This is a genomic window from Amorphus orientalis, from assembly GCF_030814015.1.
GTDB lineage: Bacteria > Pseudomonadota > Alphaproteobacteria > Rhizobiales > Amorphaceae > Amorphus > Amorphus orientalis.
In genome coordinates this window covers 142,722-160,273 of the sequence record NZ_JAUSUL010000003.1, presented here as the reverse complement: position 1 = coordinate 160,273, position 17,552 = coordinate 142,722, and the positions used below count along the sequence as shown (strand labels likewise).

At 68.2% G+C, this 17,552-nt stretch carries 15 protein-coding genes; 11 read left to right on the top strand and 4 right to left on the bottom strand.

Translation table 11 applies throughout. From position 1 onward, the window contains the following. Window positions 1-76 precede the first annotated feature (76 nt). The 3 genes from J2S73_RS15215 to J2S73_RS15205 all read right to left on the bottom strand — a co-directional run bounded on the left by J2S73_RS15215 (window position 77) and on the right by J2S73_RS15205 (window position 3,426). Window positions 77-1,630 (bottom strand): TRAP transporter large permease, encoded by a 1,554-nt coding sequence (locus J2S73_RS15215; RefSeq protein WP_306886810.1) that lies wholly within the window; start codon window positions 1,628-1,630, stop codon window positions 77-79. Window positions 1,631-1,677: 47 nt separating this feature from the next. Then, entirely contained in the window at window positions 1,678-2,217 is a 540-nt protein-coding gene (locus J2S73_RS15210; RefSeq protein ID WP_306886470.1) for a TRAP transporter small permease subunit, read from the bottom strand. A gap of 111 nt (window positions 2,218-2,328) precedes the next feature. Further along, window positions 2,329-3,426: a TRAP transporter substrate-binding protein gene (locus J2S73_RS15205; RefSeq protein WP_306886469.1), complete on the bottom strand. Its 1,098-nt coding sequence runs from the start codon at window positions 3,424-3,426 to the stop codon at window positions 2,329-2,331. Between the two features lie 248 nt (window positions 3,427-3,674). Between J2S73_RS15205 and J2S73_RS15200 the strand changes: the two genes are divergently transcribed. The 3 genes from J2S73_RS15200 to J2S73_RS15190 all read left to right on the top strand — a co-directional run bounded on the left by J2S73_RS15200 (window position 3,675) and on the right by J2S73_RS15190 (window position 7,278). Further along, complete coding sequence (locus tag J2S73_RS15200) at window positions 3,675-4,445, top strand: gamma-glutamyl-gamma-aminobutyrate hydrolase family protein (protein ID WP_306886468.1); 771 nt, start codon at window positions 3,675-3,677, stop codon at window positions 4,443-4,445. Window positions 4,446-4,576: 131 nt separating this feature from the next. Beyond that, the gene (locus J2S73_RS15195; protein WP_306886467.1) at window positions 4,577-5,722 is read left to right on the top strand and encodes a glycosyltransferase; all 1,146 of its coding nucleotides are present in this window, start codon (window positions 4,577-4,579) and stop codon (window positions 5,720-5,722) included. A gap of 35 nt (window positions 5,723-5,757) precedes the next feature. Continuing rightward, window positions 5,758-7,278: an ArnT family glycosyltransferase gene (locus tag J2S73_RS15190; protein WP_306886466.1), complete on the top strand. Its 1,521-nt coding sequence runs from the start codon at window positions 5,758-5,760 to the stop codon at window positions 7,276-7,278. A gap of 15 nt (window positions 7,279-7,293) precedes the next feature. Here the strand turns inward: J2S73_RS15190 and J2S73_RS15185 are convergent, their stop codons facing one another. Further along, window positions 7,294-7,923, bottom strand: coding sequence for an exopolysaccharide biosynthesis protein (locus J2S73_RS15185; RefSeq protein ID WP_306886465.1), 630 nt, complete (start codon window positions 7,921-7,923; stop codon window positions 7,294-7,296). A 298-nt stretch (window positions 7,924-8,221) separates the two neighbouring features. Between J2S73_RS15185 and J2S73_RS15180 the strand changes: the two genes are divergently transcribed. The 8 genes from J2S73_RS15180 to J2S73_RS15145 all read left to right on the top strand — a co-directional run bounded on the left by J2S73_RS15180 (window position 8,222) and on the right by J2S73_RS15145 (window position 17,546). Beyond that, window positions 8,222-8,533 carry an XdhC family protein gene (locus J2S73_RS15180; protein ID WP_306886464.1) on the top strand — a complete coding sequence of 104 codons (312 nt, stop codon included), beginning with the start codon at window positions 8,222-8,224 and terminating at the stop codon, window positions 8,531-8,533. Between the two features lie 7 nt (window positions 8,534-8,540). Further along, the gene (locus J2S73_RS15175; protein ID WP_306886463.1) at window positions 8,541-9,254 is read left to right on the top strand and encodes an XdhC family protein; all 714 of its coding nucleotides are present in this window, start codon (window positions 8,541-8,543) and stop codon (window positions 9,252-9,254) included. Beyond that, the gene (locus J2S73_RS15170; RefSeq protein ID WP_306886462.1) at window positions 9,251-10,888 is read left to right on the top strand and encodes an NTP transferase domain-containing protein; all 1,638 of its coding nucleotides are present in this window, start codon (window positions 9,251-9,253) and stop codon (window positions 10,886-10,888) included. The genes J2S73_RS15175 and J2S73_RS15170 overlap by 4 nt, the downstream gene beginning before the upstream one ends. Next, the gene (locus J2S73_RS15165; protein WP_306886461.1) at window positions 10,885-12,174 is read left to right on the top strand and encodes a cation:proton antiporter; all 1,290 of its coding nucleotides are present in this window, start codon (window positions 10,885-10,887) and stop codon (window positions 12,172-12,174) included. Before J2S73_RS15170 ends, J2S73_RS15165 begins: the two co-directional genes overlap by 4 nt. A 211-nt stretch (window positions 12,175-12,385) precedes the next feature. Then, window positions 12,386-14,815 carry a DNA topoisomerase (ATP-hydrolyzing) subunit B gene (gene gyrB, locus J2S73_RS15160; protein WP_306886460.1) on the top strand — a complete coding sequence of 810 codons (2,430 nt, stop codon included), beginning with the start codon at window positions 12,386-12,388 and terminating at the stop codon, window positions 14,813-14,815. Between the two features lie 82 nt (window positions 14,816-14,897). Then, window positions 14,898-16,052 (top strand): MFS transporter, encoded by a 1,155-nt coding sequence (locus tag J2S73_RS15155; RefSeq protein WP_306886459.1) that lies wholly within the window; start codon window positions 14,898-14,900, stop codon window positions 16,050-16,052. A gap of 152 nt (window positions 16,053-16,204) precedes the next feature. Continuing rightward, the gene (locus tag J2S73_RS15150; RefSeq protein ID WP_306886458.1) at window positions 16,205-16,663 is read left to right on the top strand and encodes an RrF2 family transcriptional regulator; all 459 of its coding nucleotides are present in this window, start codon (window positions 16,205-16,207) and stop codon (window positions 16,661-16,663) included. After that, window positions 16,650-17,546 carry an NAD(P)/FAD-dependent oxidoreductase gene (locus J2S73_RS15145; protein ID WP_306886457.1) on the top strand — a complete coding sequence of 299 codons (897 nt, stop codon included), beginning with the start codon at window positions 16,650-16,652 and terminating at the stop codon, window positions 17,544-17,546. Before J2S73_RS15150 ends, J2S73_RS15145 begins: the two co-directional genes overlap by 14 nt. Window positions 17,547-17,552 lie beyond the last annotated feature (6 nt).

The window sequence follows — 17,552 nt, the reverse complement described above, 5'->3', positions numbered from 1 at the left end:
ATCCGGGCAGCCGCGCCCGCCGGACGGGCAGAAGGCGCACGGCTCAGGGCCGCGCCGCCTCCGGAACCAGCGCGGCTTACCCGTAAATGGCGGTCGGCAGCCAGGTCGCGATCTGCGGCAGATACCAGAGCATGAGCAGCGCGAAGATCTGGATCAGCACGAACGGAATCACGCCGATATAGATCGACATGGTCTTCACTTCCGGCGGTGCCACGCCGCGCAGATAGAACAGGGCGAAGCCGAACGGTGGCGTCAGGAACGAGGTCTGCAGATTGACCGCCATCATGACGCCGAGCCACACCGGGTTCATCGGCTCCCCGTTCGGCATCTCCATCTGCAGGAGCACCGGAGCCACCAGCGGCACGACCACGAAGACGATCTCCAGGAAGTCGAGGAAGAAGCCGAGGAAGAACATCAGGAGCATCACGGCGACGATGGCGCCGATGGTGCCGCCGGGCAGGCCGGCCAGGAATTCCTCCACCATCTCCTCGCCGCCGAGCCCGCGGAACACCAGCGAGAACAGGGCGGCGCCGATCAGGATCACGAACACCATGCAGGTGATCTGGGTGGTTCCCTCCAGAACCGGCTGCATGACGCCGGCGCGCATCACCCGCAGGAACGCGACCACGAAGCCGTAGGCGAGCAGCACGCACAGGAACAGGGCCGCGATGATAGCGACCATGTCGCCAGTCGGGATCTCGGTGCGGCTGACGCGCATGTCCATCGTGCCGACGAGGATCAGAAGGCCGATCACAGCGAGGCCGGCGATATAGATCGGGACCGGCCGGGTCGGATCGAGCCGCCAACCGGCCAGAAGCAGGGAACCGACCGCGCCGACCGCCGCGGCCTCCGTGGGCGTGGCCACGCCGGCCAGGATCGAGCCGAGCACCGAGACGATCAGCACGATCGGCGGGGCCAGGGCCTGGAGGATCTTGCCGAGGGTGACCTCCTCGCCTTCTTCCGGCGGCATGGCGGGGCTGGAGTCCGGCCAGATCAGGGCGACCAGGAGCTGATAGGCGATGTAGAGACCGACCAGGGCAAGGCCGGGCAGCAGCGCGCCGGCGAACAGGTCGCCGACCGACACCGTCTCCGGCGAGAAGATCCCCATGTCGAGTTGCGCCTTCTGGTAGGCGTTCATGAGCTGGTCGCCGAGGACGACGAGCACGATCGAAGGGGGAATGATCTGGCCGAGCGTGCCGGCCGCGGCGATCGAGCCGCAGGCGAGCCGCGGGCTGTAGCCGCGTTTCAGCATGGTCGGCAGCGACAAGAGACCCATGGTGACGACGGTGGCGCCGACGATGCCCGTGGAGGCGGCGAGCAGCGCCCCGACGACGGCCACGGACAGGCCAAGGCCGCCGCGCATGGTGCCGAACATCTTGCCCATGGTGTCGAGGAGCTCCTCGGCCACCTTGGACCGCTCCAGCATGACGCCCATGAAGATGAACAGCGGGACGGCGACCAGGACCTCGTTGGTCATGGTGCCGAAGATCCGCTGGGGCAGGGCGGCGAAGAAGGCGATGTCGAAAACGCCGAACACCATGCCGATCAGGCCGAAGATCAGCGCGATGCCTGACAGGGTGAACGCGACGGGAAAGCCCGACAGCAGCACCACACATGCCGCCACGAACATCAGGAGATCGAGAATGTGGGCGATGCCTTCCACGGTCACCAACTCGCTCAGGGGGTGTGAGAGGGAATGCGCAGGGCGTCGAGTTCGCTCTCGTCACCCATGATGGCGAGCACGGAATGCAGCATCATGGAGACGCCCTGCAGCCCCATCTGGACGGCGAACGCCAGGATGGCGGTCTTCAGCAGGAAGACGCCCTGGATGCCCGAAGATTCGCGCGAGCCTTCCATGATGGCCCAGGAATTCGCGACATAGGGCCAGCTGATCCAGAAAATCAGCGCGCAGACGGGCAACAGAAAGAAGAGGCAGCCGAGAAGATTGATCCAGGCTTTCCGCCTTGGGGTGGCTTCCCGGTAGAAGACGTCGATGCGCACGTGACCGTCCACCCGCAGCGTGTAAGCCGCCGCAAGCATGAACAGGAAGCCGTGCATGTAGATGATCAGCTCCTGCATCTGGATGGAGCCGAGACCGAACACGTACCGCATCACGACGACAACGAACTGGACGACCACGATCGCCAGCGCCAGCCAGGCGAGAACCTTGCCGGACCAGAGGTTGATGGCATCGATCGCCTGGGCGATGGCGCGCATGCGGATGTGCCCTTTTGAGATGCTGCGGATCGGGTGCGCGGGTCCGCCGGAAAGGCGGCACGGCGACGCTGCCGCCGTGCCGTTTCAGCCGGATGCGGGGAGAGCCCGGGCTTATTGCTTGCCGATGATCCGGTCGCGGCCGAGCGAGTAGGCCTGCTCGGAAATGTCGGTCCAGCCAGCCAGGTCCTTACGGGCCTTGATGTAGCTGTCGTAGATCCGCTTGCCGAGATCGTCATGGTCGGCCACGGCCGCCACGACTTCTTCCGATGCCGCGCCGAAGGCGTCGAAGATCTCGTCGGAGAAGCGCTTCAGCTCGACGCCGTGCTCGTTGATGAGCGTGGACAGCGCCTGGCCGTTCTTGGCCATGAACTCGGCGTACATGTTGTCGTTCTCGTCCCGGGCCGCGGACGAGATGATCGCCTGATCGGACGCCGAAAGACCGTCCCAGACACCCTTGTTGATGCCCACGCCGAGCGTCGGGCCCGGCTCGTGGAAGCCCGGATAGTAGTAGTATTTGGTGATCTTGTAGAAGCCGAACGCCAGGTCGTTCCAGGGGCCGACCCATTCGGTGCCGTCGATGGCGCCGGACTGCAGCGCCTGGAAGATCTCGCCGCCCGGCAGGTTGATCACGCTCACGCCGAGCTGGCGCAGCGCCTCGCCGCCGAGGCCGGGCATGCGGAACTTGAGGCCGCGGAGGTCTTCAACGGTGTTGATCTCGTTGCGGAACCAGCCGCCCATCTGGACGCCGGTGTTGCCGCACTGGAGCGGCTTGATGTTGAACTGGGCGGACAGCTCGTCCCACAGTTCCTGGCCGCCGCCCCATTGGACCCAGGCGTTCTGTTCCGGAGCGGTGAGGCCCATCGGGACCGCAGCGAAGAACGCGAAGGCCGGGTGCTTGCCCTGCCAGTAATATTCGGCGCCGTGATACATGTCGGCGGTGCCGCTCTGGACCGCGTCGAAGGACTCGAACGGAGGAACGAGTTCGCCGGCGCCGAAGAGCTTCACGGTGATGCGGCCGTCGGTCGCGGCGGTCACCTTGTCGGCGAAGCGCTGGGCGCCCGTGCCGAGGCCGGGAAAGTTCTTCGGCCAGGTGGTGACGAGTTTCAGTTCCATGTTCCCCTGCGAGATCGCCGGAGTGGCAAGCGTCGCGGAGGCGGCGGTGGCGCCGGCGGCAACGCCGGCGGATTTCAGAAATGAACGTCGGTCCATTGTGGTCCTCCCAGTTTCGTCGGGCGGGCACTGTCGGCCACCGTCACCGCATTTCAGTTGCGGCTTGTCGGCGGTTCTCGTCGCGCTCCGTGTTCCGATATAAAACGCAAGTTCCCGGAGCCGACAAGGGTCCCCATCTGGATTGGGCAGATTTCTGGACCATTTTTCGGATACGTTCGCATATGCCGTCTGCAGGGCTCCGTGATCGCGGCGTCCCCACCCACCCGATTGAAGTCGGATAGTCCTCAATGTCGAAACCCCTGATCCTGGTGACCTCGGACCAGCGCTCCTTTGACAATTTCGTCTGGTCGGCGACCCAGACCCAGTATCTCGAAGCCGTCAGCACCGTTGCCGGGGGCGTGCCCGTTCAGGTCCCGGCGATTGACCGGCCGGTCGATGTGGAGACGCTTCTGGACCGCGCCGACGGGCTGTTCGTCACCGGCTCTCGCTCGAACGTGCATCCGTCGCGCTACGGCGGAAGCGCGACGGAAGAGGCGGAACCCTACGATCTGGCGCGCGATCAGGTGACACTTCCCCTGATCAGGGGCGCGCTGGCACGCGGTCTGCCGCTGCTGGCGGTCTGCCGCGGACTGCAGGAGCTGAACGTCGCCCTCGGGGGCACCCTGCATCCGGCGCTCCATTCGCTCTCCGGCCGGTTTGACCACCGCTCGCCGGACTCAACCGACAACAAGGTCCGGTTCAAGCTCAGCCATCAGGTCGACGTGGTGCCGGGCAGCCAGCTGGCGGAGATCGTCGGGGAAACCACCTTCATGGTGAATTCCCTGCACCGGCAGGGGATCTTCACCCTCGCCGACGGGCTGGTCGTGGAAGCGACCGCGCCGGACGGAACGATCGAGGCCGTCCGGGTGGCGGATGCGCGGGGGTTCGCGGTCGCGGTCCAGTGGCATCCGGAGTTCTGGGCAGAGACGGATCCGCCCTCGCGCCGCATCTTCGAGGCGTTCGGGGCGGCCGCTCGGCGGTTCCGGGAAACCGAAATCGCCGTGCCCGTCGCCGGCTGACGGCCGCCGGGAGGTGCGCGGACGCATCCGGCGGCTGCCCATTGCAATCGCGGGCGCCCCCGCTATGGTCCGCCGATTGCCGGGCGCTGCCCGTGCACCCGCGGAAATCCTGTTGATCGCGTTGACCGCAGATGAAGTCGTTCGATCCCGCCCCGAGTTCCGTCGGCACGGCCTCCTATGGGCCGCTGCGTCCGCCGGAGATCTCGGTCGTCCTGCCGACCTATAACGAGCGGGACAACATTCTCGTCGCGATCGAGCGCGTCGCCGCGACGCTGGACGGTCGCCCCTGGGAAATCATCGTCGTCGACGACGATTCGCCGGATGGGACGGCGGAACTGGTCAACGACCTGGCCAGCCGGGACGGACGCGTCCGCTGCATCCACCGGATCGGACGGCGCGGCCTCTCCGGCGCGTGCATCGAGGGGATGATCGCCGCCTCGGCCCCGATCGTCGCGGTGATGGATTCCGACCTCCAGCACGACGAAACCATCCTTCCGAAGATGCTGGCCGCGATCGAGGACGGCGAGGCGGAAATCGTCGTCGGAAGCCGCTACGTGGAAGGCGGCGCGGCAACGGCCGGCCTCTCGCCGGTCAGGGCCGCCGGCAGCCGGCTGGCCAACGGCATTGCCCGTGTTCTGCTCGGGGTGCGGCTCAACGACCCGATGAGCGGCTTCTTCATGCTGCGGCGCTCGATGGTGGAAAAGCTCGAGCCGAAGCTCTCGCGCCAGGGCTTCAAGATCCTGCTCGACATCGTCGCCTCCGCGCCGCGCTCCACCAAGGTCGTCGAGATTCCCTACGGCTTCCGCGAGCGCGTGGCCGGCGAAAGCAAGCTGGACGAACTCGTCACCATCGAATTCCTGGCGCTGATCGTGTCCAAGCTCCTGTTCAACGTCGTGTCGGTGCGCTTCATCCTGTTCATGGCCGTGGGCGCCAGCGGCGTGGTGATCCATCTGGCGACGCTGCGCGGCGCGATGGCCGTGCCCGGCGTCGTCTTCGAGATGGCCCAGACGATCGCCACGGTGGTGGCGATGACCTGGAACTTCTTCCTGAACAACTGGCTGACCTACCGCGACCGGCGCCTGCACGGTGTCGCCATGCTGCGCGGGCTGGTGTCCTTCTATCTGGTCTGTTCGCTGGGCGTCGTCGCCAACGTGGGCGTGGCCAGCGCGCTGCACGGGGCCGACCAGGTCTGGTGGGTCGCCGGTACGGCCGGCGCCTTCGTCGGGGCGGTCTGGAACTACGCCGGCAGCGCCGCGCTCACCTGGCGCGTCCGCTGAGCCCGCCGATGCGACCGACCGGAGCCGACCCGCGCTTGAGCGAGAGTGCTATCCCGTCCGCGCCGGCCGGCGGCCGCCCCCTGATCGATCTCGGGTCGCCTTGGACCGTCGCGGCGATCGTGATCGCCCTCACCGTGGTCCGGCTCGTCGCCGCCGCCACCATCGGGCTCACCGAGGACGAGGCCTACTACCGGCTCTGGGCGCTCGCGCCGGCGCTCGGCTACTACGACCACCCGCCGATGGTCGGCTGGTGGATCGCTGCCGGCCAGGCGCTGTTCGGCGACACCACGCTCGGCATCCGGTTCGTCACCGTTCTCGCCGTGGCCGTCGGCTCGGTCGCCATCTGGCGGGCGGGCTGGCTCCTCTCGGGAGACCGGCGAACGGCCGGGCGGGCGGTGGTGTGGTTCAACGCCACCCTTCTCGTCGGCATCGGCGCCATGATCGCCACACCCGACGTGCCGTCGGCATTCTTCTGGGGGCTCGCGATCTGGGCCCTCCTGGAACTGGTCCGCTCCGACGACGGACGCTGGTGGCTCGCGGTCGGCCTGTTCGCCGGTCTCGGGCTTCTCGCAAAGTATTCCGGGCTGTTCCTCGGGGCGGGCATCGTGCTGTGGCTGCTTGCCGTCCCAGGCCAGCGCAAGTGGCTGGCGAGCCCCTGGCTCTGGATCGGCGGGATTCTCGCCGTCGTTCTGGCGCTGCCGGTCGTCTACTGGAACGCCCAGAACGAGTGGGTCTCGTTCGCCAAGCAGTTCGGCCGGGTGGCCGGCGACCATCTGGTTCTCAAGTTCATTCCGGAATTCGTGCTGGCCGAGCTCGGGCTGATCGGGCCGCTGATGATCCCGTTCCTGATCATGGGCATGATCGCCATCGCCCGGTCTCCGCGGCGGGAGAACCCGGGCCGTTGGCTGGTGCTGCTCTCCGGCATGCCGTTCCTGGCCTATCTGCTGGTTCACGGTCTGCATGACCGGGTGCAGGGCAACTGGCCGGCGCCGCTCTATCCGGCCATCGCGTTGATTTCGGCCGAAGCCGCGACGCTCGCCGGCGTGTCGGAGCGCCGTCGCAGGGGATGGGAGCGGCTCAGGGCGCTTGTCGCGCCGGTCGGCATCGGCCTGACGCTGTTGGCGATCGTGCACGCCGGTATGACCGCCGGCTTCGTCACCGACCGGGATCCGACCAAGCAGCTGCGCGGCTGGGAGGAGCTTGCCGGCGAGGTCGAAGCGCTGCGCGAGGAGACCGGCGCGGCGTGGGTCGGAACCATCCACTACACAACGACCGGCGAGTTCTCCTTCTATCTGCCGGAGACGACGCCGGTGTTCGGGCTCGTCGAGCCGCTGCGCTACGCCAATCTGCCGGCCCCGGATCTTGCGCTCCTGCAAAAGCCGGGCCTGGTGCTGGACGAATCCCGCCGCCTGGGCGTGTGGCATCTGGACCGGCGGTTCGAGAACTTCGAGAAGATCGCCACGCTGGTGCGGGAGGCCAACGGCGTGGCGATCGCCCGCTACGACGTGTGGCTCGTCAGCGACCCGAAAGGCGACCCGACCGGCCGTGCGGAGTGATGTGCCCGGACGCGCTCAAAAGGCGAAATAGGCGAGAACCCCAAGCCAGACCGCTCCGCAGGCGAGCCCGGCCAGCACTGCGATCCCGTCGCGGCTGACCAGCCCGAGCCCGATCAGGAGCATGACGCCGCCCGGCGGCAGTGCGGCGAACGGCACGAAGGCGAGCGCGATCATCGACACGGCCATGGCTGCCGACATGGCCGCGACGAGGCGGACCCAGGGTTTTTCGCTGAGACCGGTCAGCCGGGGCTTCAGGGTCTTGTCCAGAAGCCGGGCGGTGGGGCGGACGCGCTTCAGGAGGCCGGCCAGCTTGTCCTCGGGAATTTCGGCGCGCGCCAGACGCTTCGGCAGGGCGAGATGCGACAGGCCGAACAGCAACTGTCCCGAGAGATAGAGCACGACCGCGCCGAACACGGCGCTGAATCCGGGCACTGCGCCCGTCGGCAGGATCGCGAACAGCGCCATCAGCACCATCACCGGCCCGAAGGAGCGGGCGCCGAACCGCTTGATCAGAGAGCCGACGGTTTCCGTGCCGGAGCTTTCGGTCAGATCGTCGAGCAGGTCGGTCAGTCTGGTCTTGCCGGTGCCGTGCCCCTTGCTCCCTGCGGATCGGGCGCGATCCGTGCCGGTCAGTGTGTCGCTCATCGCTCGGGTCCAGTTGGCTTTCCGGTGGTCTCGGTCGTCGCGGGATATCATGCCTGCAGTCAAGCGTCCGCGAGCGATCGCGTTCCATGCACCCGCGCTGTCGCGGCCCGGTCCCGGCGGACCCAGCCCGGTGCGCTCGTCCGGAAAGAGGCGTCACGCGGGGTTTGTCCCGACCGCCCGCCGGGATCATATTGGGTGCAAGAAACCGACACGGACGGTCGGGGCGCCGGACACCGGTGTCGCTTATCGGACCGGTGCGCCGGCCCGGTTCGATCCGTCAGAATTCTAGGAGGTCGCAATGGACGATCCGTTGACAATCGCGGAAGCGTGGTCGAGCGAGGGCCGCAAGGTCGCGCTCGCCACGGTGGTCGATACATGGGGCTCCGCGCCCCGGCCGGTCGGAAGCCATCTCGTCATCGACGAGGAGGGCCGGTTCGAGGGCTCCGTTTCGGGCGGCTGCGTGGAAGGCGCGGTGGTCGCCGAGGCGGTCGACGTGATCGAGACCGGCAAGCCGCAGATGCTGGAGTTCGGGGTGGCCGACGAGACCGCATGGGAGGTTGGGCTGTCGTGCGGCGGCACCATCCGCGTCTTCGTCGAACCGGTGCGCTGAGGCGGTCATGGATCTGAAGATACTCAAGGCGCTGAACGTCGAGCGCGCCGCGCGGCGCGCCGCGATCGTGGTGACCGACCTTGCGTCGGGCAGCCAGCGGCTGGTGAAGGAAGCCGATGATCTCGGCGGCGATCCGCTGGCCGACGTGCTTTCCGCGCGGTTCCGCTCGGGCAAATCGGGCCGGGTCGAGGCGCCGGACGGAGCGGAGGTGTTTCTTACCGTGCACACGCCTCCGGCGCGGATCGTGGCGATCGGCGCGGTCCACATTTCCCAGGCGCTGGCGCCGATGGCGGCGCTCGCCGGTTTCGACGTCACCATCATCGATCCGCGCACCGCGTTTGCGACGCCGGAGCGCTTCGAGGGCGTGAACCTGGTCGCCGAGTGGCCGCAGGATGCGCTGCCGCAGGTCGGGCTCGATCCGTACACGGCCGTGGCGGCTCTCACCCACGATCCGAAAGTCGACGATCCGGCGCTTCAGGCCGCACTCGACGCGGGCTGCTTCTATGTGGGTGCACTCGGCAGCCGGAAGACCCACGGCAAGCGCCGGGAGCGGCTGACGGAGCTCGGCATCGCGGGCGAGGACATCGACCGCATCGCGGCGCCGATCGGGCTTGCGATCGGGGCGGCGAGCCCGCCGGAGATTGCCGTCGCCGTGCTCGCGCAGATCATCGAGGCCTTGAGGAAGCGGCCGCAGGCGGTCGAGGAGAGGTCGGCGGCGTGAAGTTCGGACCGGTTCCGGTCGACGAGGCCGAAGGCGCGATCCTCGCCCACACGGTCCGGCTATCGTCTGGAGTTCTGAAGAAGGGCACGGTGCTCGACGCGGAGGCGCTTGGGCGCCTTCGCGAGGACGGCATCGCCGATGTCGTCGCGGCCGTGCTTGCGCCCGGCGATGTCGACGAGGATGCGGCCGCGGGCCGGCTGGCGTCGGCCGTTGCGGGCCCGCACATCCGCATCGACGACGCCTTCACCGGACGGGCCAATCTGTTCGCGACCGAAGCCGGCGTCTTCCAGGTCGACCGCGCCGCCGTCGACCGGCTCAACCGGGTCGGCCCGTCGGTGACGCTGGCCACGCTGGAGGACCGGGCCGCCGTGGAGGCGGGCCGGATGATCGCGACCGTCAAGATCATCCCGTTTGCCGTCGAGGCCGAGGTGATGGCGCGGGCGGAGGAGGTCGCCGGCTCCGGCGCGCCGCTTCTGTCGGTGGCACCCTTTCGGCCGATGCGGGTCGGGGTCGTCTCGACGCTGCTGCCCGGCCTGAAGCCCTCCATCGTCGACAAGACGCTCAAGATCCTGGGCGACCGGCTCGCCCCGGCAGGGGCACGGATCGAGGCCGACGAACGGGTCGCCCACGAAGCCCCGGCGTTGGCGGATGCGCTGGCGCGGCTGGCCGACGGCCCGGACCTCCTCATCGTGTTCGGCGCGTCGGCCGTCGTCGACCGCCACGACGTGATCCCGGAAGCGATCGAGCGGGCCGGCGGCACGGTCGATCACTTCGGCATGCCGGTGGATCCGGGCAACCTGCTTCTGATCGGCCGGCTCGCGGGGCGGCCGGTGATCGGGGCGCCGGGCTGTGCGCGCAGTCCGAAGGAGAACGGCTTCGACTGGGTGCTCAACCGCACGCTGGCGGGCCTCGACGTCACGCCGGACGACATCGTGGGTCTCGGCGTCGGCGGGCTCCTGATGGAGATCGTGTCCCGGCCGCAACCGCGCTCGGAGCCGACGGCGGAGCGGGAGGCAGACAGCCCGACGGTGGCAGCGCTTGTCCTGGCGGCAGGCCGCTCGACCCGCATGGGCAGCCCGAAAATGCTGGCCACCATCGACGGGATGCCGCTGGTGCGCCGGGTGGTGGAGGCGGCCGCGGCGAGCCGCGCCGATCCCATCGTTGTCGTGACCGGCCATGGCGGCGACGCCGTAAGAGGCGCGCTCGACGGGCTTTCGGTTCAGACCGTCGACAATCCGTCTTATGCCGATGGTCTCTCCACCTCCGTTCGGGCGGGGCTTGCGGCGCTGCCGGATGAGGCCGACGCGGCGCTGGTGCTGCTCGGCGACATGCCGATGATCGAACCGGCGATGATCGACCGGCTGATCGACGCCTTCGATCCGGAGAAGGGCGCGCTGATCGTGGTGCCGACCCACGGCGGCAAGCGGGGCAATCCGGTCCTCTGGTCGCGCCGGTTCTTCACGGAGTTGATGGCGGTCACCGGCGACAAAGGGGGGCGGGACCTTCTCGCCGAGTACCCCGACGCGATCGTCGAGGTGGAGCTCGGCGAGGCCGCGGCCATGGACGTCGACACACGGGAGGTCCTGGCGGATCTCGGCGGTCAGCCGGCCGAAGGGAGCGGGGCGGGTCGATGAACGTCGAGGCGGTGACGATCGCCGCCCTCGGCGTGCTCCTGTTCACGCTTGTCGGCGACCGGCTGTCGCGTTCCCCGCTCAGCCCGCCGCTCCTGTTCATTGTGTTCGGGGCGCTGATCGGGCCGCTCGCCCTCGACATCGCCGGCGTGAACGCCACGGCGGGCGCGGTGCGCACGGTGGCGGAAGTGACACTGATCCTGGTCCTCTTCTCCGATGCCTCCCGGATCCGGCTCGGCGAGATCACCCGCTATCACGGCCTGCCGCTGCGCACCCTCGCGATCGGCATGCCGCTGACGATCGCCGCCGGCACCCTGGCCGCGGTGTTGCTGTTTCCGGACATGACCGTGTTCGAGGCGGCGCTTCTGGCGGCGGTCCTGGCGCCCACCGACGCCGCGCTCAGCCAGCCGGTCATGACCAACGAATCGGTTCCCTCGCGCATTCAGCAGTCCATCAACGTGGAAAGCGGTCTCAACGACGGCCTTGCCCTTCCGGCGGTGCTGTTCTTTCTCGCCTGGGTCGGCGTGGAGGGCGAGATCTCCGGTGTCGACGGCCAGGGGGTCGGCAGCTGGATGATGTTCGTCGTCCAGCAGGTCGGGTTCGGCGCCGCGGTCGGGGCCGCGGTCGGTCTCGGCTCCGGCTTCGCCATGCGGGCCCTTGCCGGCAGGGGCGAAGAGGCCCAGCCCTACGAGGGGATGGGCGCGATTGCGACCGCCATCGTGGCTTATGGCGGCGCCCATCTCATCCACGGCAACGGCTTCATTGCGGCGTTCGTCGCGGGCCTCGCCTTCGGCAACACCATGTCCCGGCCGGCGCGCTTCCTCTACGAATTCATGGAGACGGAAGGCCGGCTGCTGATGCTTCTGACCTTCATGGTGGTCGGGATCGCGCTGCTGCCGCCGTCTGTCGCCCTGTTCGATCCCGCCATGCTTCTTTACGCCGTGCTGAGCCTCACCGCGGTGCGCATGGTTCCGGTGCTGATCTCCCTGATTTGGACCGACATCCGTCTGCCGTCGAAGCTGTTTCTCGGCTGGTTCGGGCCCAGGGGCATCGCCTCGATCCTGTTCGCGCTCCTGATCGTGGAGCGGGAGGACGTCGACGCCGGCCCGCTGATCATGGCGGCGACGGTGGTCACCGTGGTGCTGAGTGCGCTCTTGCACGGCGTCAGCGCCCCGGGTCTCGCCCGGCGCTACGGGGCCTGGGCCGCCCGCAACGGGGATGCGGCGGAGACCCGGCCGGTGCCCGAAATGCGCACCCGCCACGGCCACCGCAAGCGCAGATCCGGTTAATCAGAATCCCCTGTCCGAGGATGCCGGAGGCGGCCGGGTTGCGGCGCTGATTCGCCGGGGGAGGGCCGGCGGGTCAAATTCGGGTGACGCGGCCCTCGCGAAGCCGCAAAAAGTCCCCATATCTCATAAGGTTGCGGCGTCGTTTGATGTGCCCTGCCGAGCCCTTATAAGAGGGCCTGACCCTTCTCTTGATTCGGACGAGATATCCTTGGTGACGGAACCCACGCCCACCGATTCCTCCTCGGATTACGGTGCTGACTCCATCAAGGTCCTGCGCGGCCTGGATGCCGTGCGCAAACGCCCCGGCATGTATATCGGCGACACTGATGACGGCTCGGGCCTGCATCACATGGTGTATGAGGTCGTCGACAACGCCATCGACGAGGCGCTGGCCGGCTACGCCGACACCGTGCGCGTGGCCCTCAACGCCGACGGATCGGTCTCGGTTTCGGACAACGGGCGCGGCATTCCCACCGACCTCCACTCCGAGGAAGGCGTCTCCGCCGCCGAGGTCATCATGACCCAGCTCCACGCCGGCGGTAAGTTCGACCAGAATTCCTACAAGGTCTCCGGCGGTCTGCACGGCGTCGGCGTGTCCGTGGTGAACGCGCTCTCCAGCGAGCTCGACCTTCGCATCTGGCGCAACGGCAAGGAGCACTTCATGCGCTTCCGTCACGGCGTGGCGGAAGAGCCGCTGGCCGTGATGGGCAATGCGGAGGGCAAGAGCGGCACCGAGGTGCGCTTCCTGCCGTCGACCGAGACATTTTCCCAGGTCGAGTTCGACTTCGGGACGCTGGAGCGCCGCCTGCGCGAGCTCGCCTTCCTCAATTCCGGCGTCCGTATCACGCTCGTCGACGAGCGCGGTGTCGAGCGCAAGGAAGAGGAGATGCTCTATGACGGCGGGCTGGAGGCGTACGTGCGCTGGCTCGACCGGACCAAGCATCCGCTTCTTGGCGCGCCGGTGTCGACCCGGGGCGAACGCGACGGCGTCGTCGTCGAGACGGCGATGTGGTGGAACGATTCCTTCCACGAGAACGTGCTCTGCTTCACCAACAACATCCCGCAGCGTGACGGCGGCACCCATCTGGCCGGCTTCCGCGCCGCGCTGACCCGCCAGATCACGGCCTATGCCGACGCCCACGGCATCACCAAGCGCGAGAAGGTGACGCTGACCGGCGACGACTGCCGCGAAGGGCTGACCTGCGTGCTCTCGGTGAAGGTGCCGGATCCGAAGTTCTCCTCCCAGACCAAAGACAAGCTGGTCTCGTCCGAGGTCCGGCCGGTGGTGGAGAACCTCCTGAACGCCGCGCTCTCGACGTGGCTGGAGGAAAATCCCAACGAGGCCCGCCAGATCGTCACCAAGGTGGTCGAGGCGGCAACCGCGCGCGAGGCCGCCCGCAAGGCGCGCGACCTGACCCGGCGCAAGGGCGCGCTCGACATCGCCTCGCTGCCCGGCAAGCTCGCCGACTGTCAGGAACGCGATCCGACCAAGTCCGAACTGTTTCTGGTCGAGGGCGATTCGGCAGGCGGTTCGGCCAAGCAGGGCCGGCACAGAAACTACCAGGCCGTTCTGCCGCTGCGCGGCAAGATCCTGAACGTGGAGCGCGCGCGCTTCGACAAGATGCTGTCGTCCAACGAGATCGGAACCCTGATCACCGCGCTCGGCACCGGCATCGGGCGCGAGGAGTTCAATCCGGACAAGCTGCGCTACCACAAGATCATCATCATGACGGATGCCGACGTCGACGGCGCCCACATCCGCACGCTGCTTCTGACCTTCTTCTACCGGCAGATGCCGGAGCTGATCGAGCGCGGCAATCTCTATATCGCCCAGCCGCCGCTCTATAAGGTGCGGCGCGGCTCGTCCGAGCAGTATCTGAAGGACGAGAAGGCGTTGGAAGACTATCTGACCGACACCGGTCTGGAGGACACCAAGCTCACGCTTGCCTCCGGCGAGGTCCGCACCGGTCCGGATCTGCGCGCCGTGGTGGAGCGCGCGCGCTCGGTCCGCAACATCCTCGACGGGCTGCATGCGCGCTATCCGCGCGACGTCGTGGAGCAGGCGGCCATCGCCGGAGCGCTCAACGACGAGATCCTGCACGACAGCGCGAAAGCGGCCGAAGCCGCGGGCTATATCGCCCGGCGTCTGGATATTCTGGCCGACGACTGGGAGAAGGGCTGGGAAGGCCAGGCCATCGAGGACGGCAGCCTGCGGTTCGAGCGCACCGTGCGCGGCGTGCGCGAGGTGGCCGTGATCGACGCCGCCCTGATCGGCTCCTCGGATGCGCGCAAGCTCGACAGCTACGCGTCCCATCTCCAGGAGATCTACGGCAAGGCGGCAACCCTCAGCCGCAAGGACAAGGAAAGCGCCATTCGCGGTCCCCGGGCGCTGGTCGAGGCGGTCTACGACGTAGGCCGCAAGGGCATCTCCATGCAGCGCTACAAGGGCCTCGGCGAGATGAATGCCGATCAGCTCTGGGAGACCACGCTGGATCCCGATGCCCGATCGCTGCTGCAGGTGCGGATTTCCGAGGCCGACGACGCGGACGACATCTTCACCCGCCTGATGGGCGATGCCGTCGATCCGCGCCGCGAGTTCATCCAGGATCACGCGCTTCAGGTGGAAAATCTGGACGTCTGATTCCGGCGGATCACCGTCCCCGGGCCGCCGTCCGGCGTCTCGGCGGCCGATCGGCCCCGCCGGGTAAGGAATTCCTGCGTCGATGACGTCCAACCGCGCGCTGATCTGGCTGCACTCGGCCACGCTGATCGCGTTCCTGGCCGCCTCCAGCGTGCCATCGCCCCTCTATCGGCTCTACCAGGACGCGTTCGGGTTTTCGCCCCTCGTCCTGACTTCGATCTTCGCCATCTATCCGCTCGCGCTGCTCGCGTCGCTGATCCTGCTGGGGCCGATCTCCGACCATGTCGGCCGTCGGCCGGTGATCCTCGGCGCGATCGGACTGGAACTGGCGGCCATGGCCCTCTTCCTGCTCGCATCGGGGGCCGAATGGCTGATCGCGGCGCGGGTCGTCCAGGGCGTGGCGACCGGCATCGCCGCGGCCACCGTCGGCGCCACCCTGATCGACGTCGACCGGGATGCGGGCGGGTTCGCCAACTCGGTCGCGCCGATGACGGGGATGGGGATCGGCGCGCTCGCATCCGCGCTCCTGGTGCGCTATGCGCCGGCGCCGTTGCATCTCGGTTTCGTGGTCCTCGTGGCAATCTTCCTGCTTCAGATCGCGCGGACGGCACGGGCGCCCGAAACGCTCGGCGAACGGGCGCCGGGCCGTCACCGGATCCGTTTCCGCATCGTCGTTCCGCCGCGCGCCCGTCCGGCGCTGATCGGCGTGGCCCCGATCCTGATCGCGATCTGGGCGCTGGGCGGCTACTATCTGTCATTGATGCCGTCCCTGATTACGGAGTTCGCCGGCGAGGACGCCGCCTGGATCGGCGGCGCGGCGGTGTTCGCGCTGACCATGACCGGGGCGGTCTCCGTGATCGCGATGCGCAACCAGCCGGCGAGAACGGCGCTTGCCACAGGCACCGGCGCGCTGGCCTTCGGCGTGGCTGCGGTGGTGCTGAGCATCGACATCGCCAACCCGGTCCTGCTCCTTCTGGGGTCGATGCTGGCCGGCGTCGGCTTCGGCGTCGGCTTTCTCGGCGCGATCCGGAGCGTCATGCCCCTTGCCGCCCCAGACGAGCGGGCGGGCCTGATGTCCGCCTTCTACGTGCTGTGCTACCTGGCCAACGCCCTGCCGGTACTGGCGGCGGGCTATGCGACCAGCCGGTTCGGCCTGGTGCCGACGGCGAACGGATTCGCCGCCGGGATCATCCTTCTGGCGATCCTCGGCGGGATCGGGCTCCTCCGCCGTCCCTGATCGGTTGCGCCCCGGCAAGCCGGCCGCGGAGCGGGTACGCCGTTCTCCGAAATCGATCAGACCCCCATTGTTGCAGGGCGGTTCGCCCTTCGGGGGCGAAGACCGTCATCGATCTCTTGCACTCGGGCTTTATATGTAACATATGAAGTTACATGAAACTCGACAGCCGCCTCTCCTCCGTTCTCCATGTGCTCCTTCACATGGCGTCCAAGGACGCCCCGGTCCCCTCTGAGGTGCTCTCCCGCCACCTCGGGACCAATCCGGTGGTGGTCCGCCGGACGATGGGCGGATTGCGCGATGCGGGGCTGGTCCGCTCCGGCCGCGGCAAGGGCGGCGGCTGGACCCTGAGCCGCCCGCTTTCCGAGATCACCCTGAAGGACGTCTACGTGGCGCTCGGCGAACCGCCCCTCTTCGCCTTCGGCAACCGCAACGAGACTCCGGACTGTCTCGTCGAACAGGCGGTCAACGCCCGCGTCGACGACGCCATGCGCGACGCCGAAGCCCGTCTTCTAGAGCGCTTTTCCACCATCACGCTGGCCGATCTTGACGCGGACTTCCGCGAGCGGCTGGCGCGTCATCCGGGCAGGACCCACGACCATGCACCATCATGACGTCATTGTTGTCGGCGGCAGCTTCTCCGGCCTTTCGGCCGCCCTTCAGCTCGCGCGGGCCCGCTTCCGGGTGCTCGTGATCGACGGCGGCAGCCCGCGCAACCGCTTCGCGTCCGCCTCCCACGGGTTCCTGGGCAGCGACGGTGAGAACCCGGCCGCGATCCTGGAGCGGGCAAGGCGCCAGCTGGCGGCCTATGAGGGCACAAGCGTCGCATCGGGCCTCGCCAGGTGGGCCCGAAAGGGCGACGACGGTTTCGTCGTGGAGACCGGGGACGGCACGTTCGGCGCGCAGACGCTGGTGCTGGCGACCGGTGTCACCGACGTGCTTCCCGACGTGCCCGGCCTGGGCGCCCACTGGGGCGAGAGCGTGATCCACTGTCCGTTCTGCCACGGCTACGAATTCGGCGGCCGGCCGCTGGGCGTACTCGCGACGGGGCCGATGTCGCTTACCCAGGCACGGATGATCCCGCGCTGGGGGCCGACGACCCTGTTCCTCGACGGGAAGATCGAGGTGTCCGACGACGACCGTGCGGATCTGATCGCGCGGGGCATCCAACTTGAGGAAACGCCGGTTGCGGCCGTCGAAGGGGAGGGGGCCGGTCTCGACGGCGTCCGCCTCACCGATGGGCGTCTGGTTCCGGTGGCCGGTCTTTACATAGCGCCGGAGATGCGGCCGGCCAGCGGGCTCGCGGCCGACCTCGGCTGCGCCTTCGAGGAGACGCCGCTCGGGCCGATCGTGAAGACCGGCGCCGACAAGGCGACCAGCGTTCCCGGTGTCTACGCCGTGGGCGACATGGCGCGCATGCCCCATTCGGTCGCTTTTGCCGTCGCGGACGGGGCTTTCGCCGCCATGGGCATCGTGCACGCGGCGATGCATCCCTGATCGGAT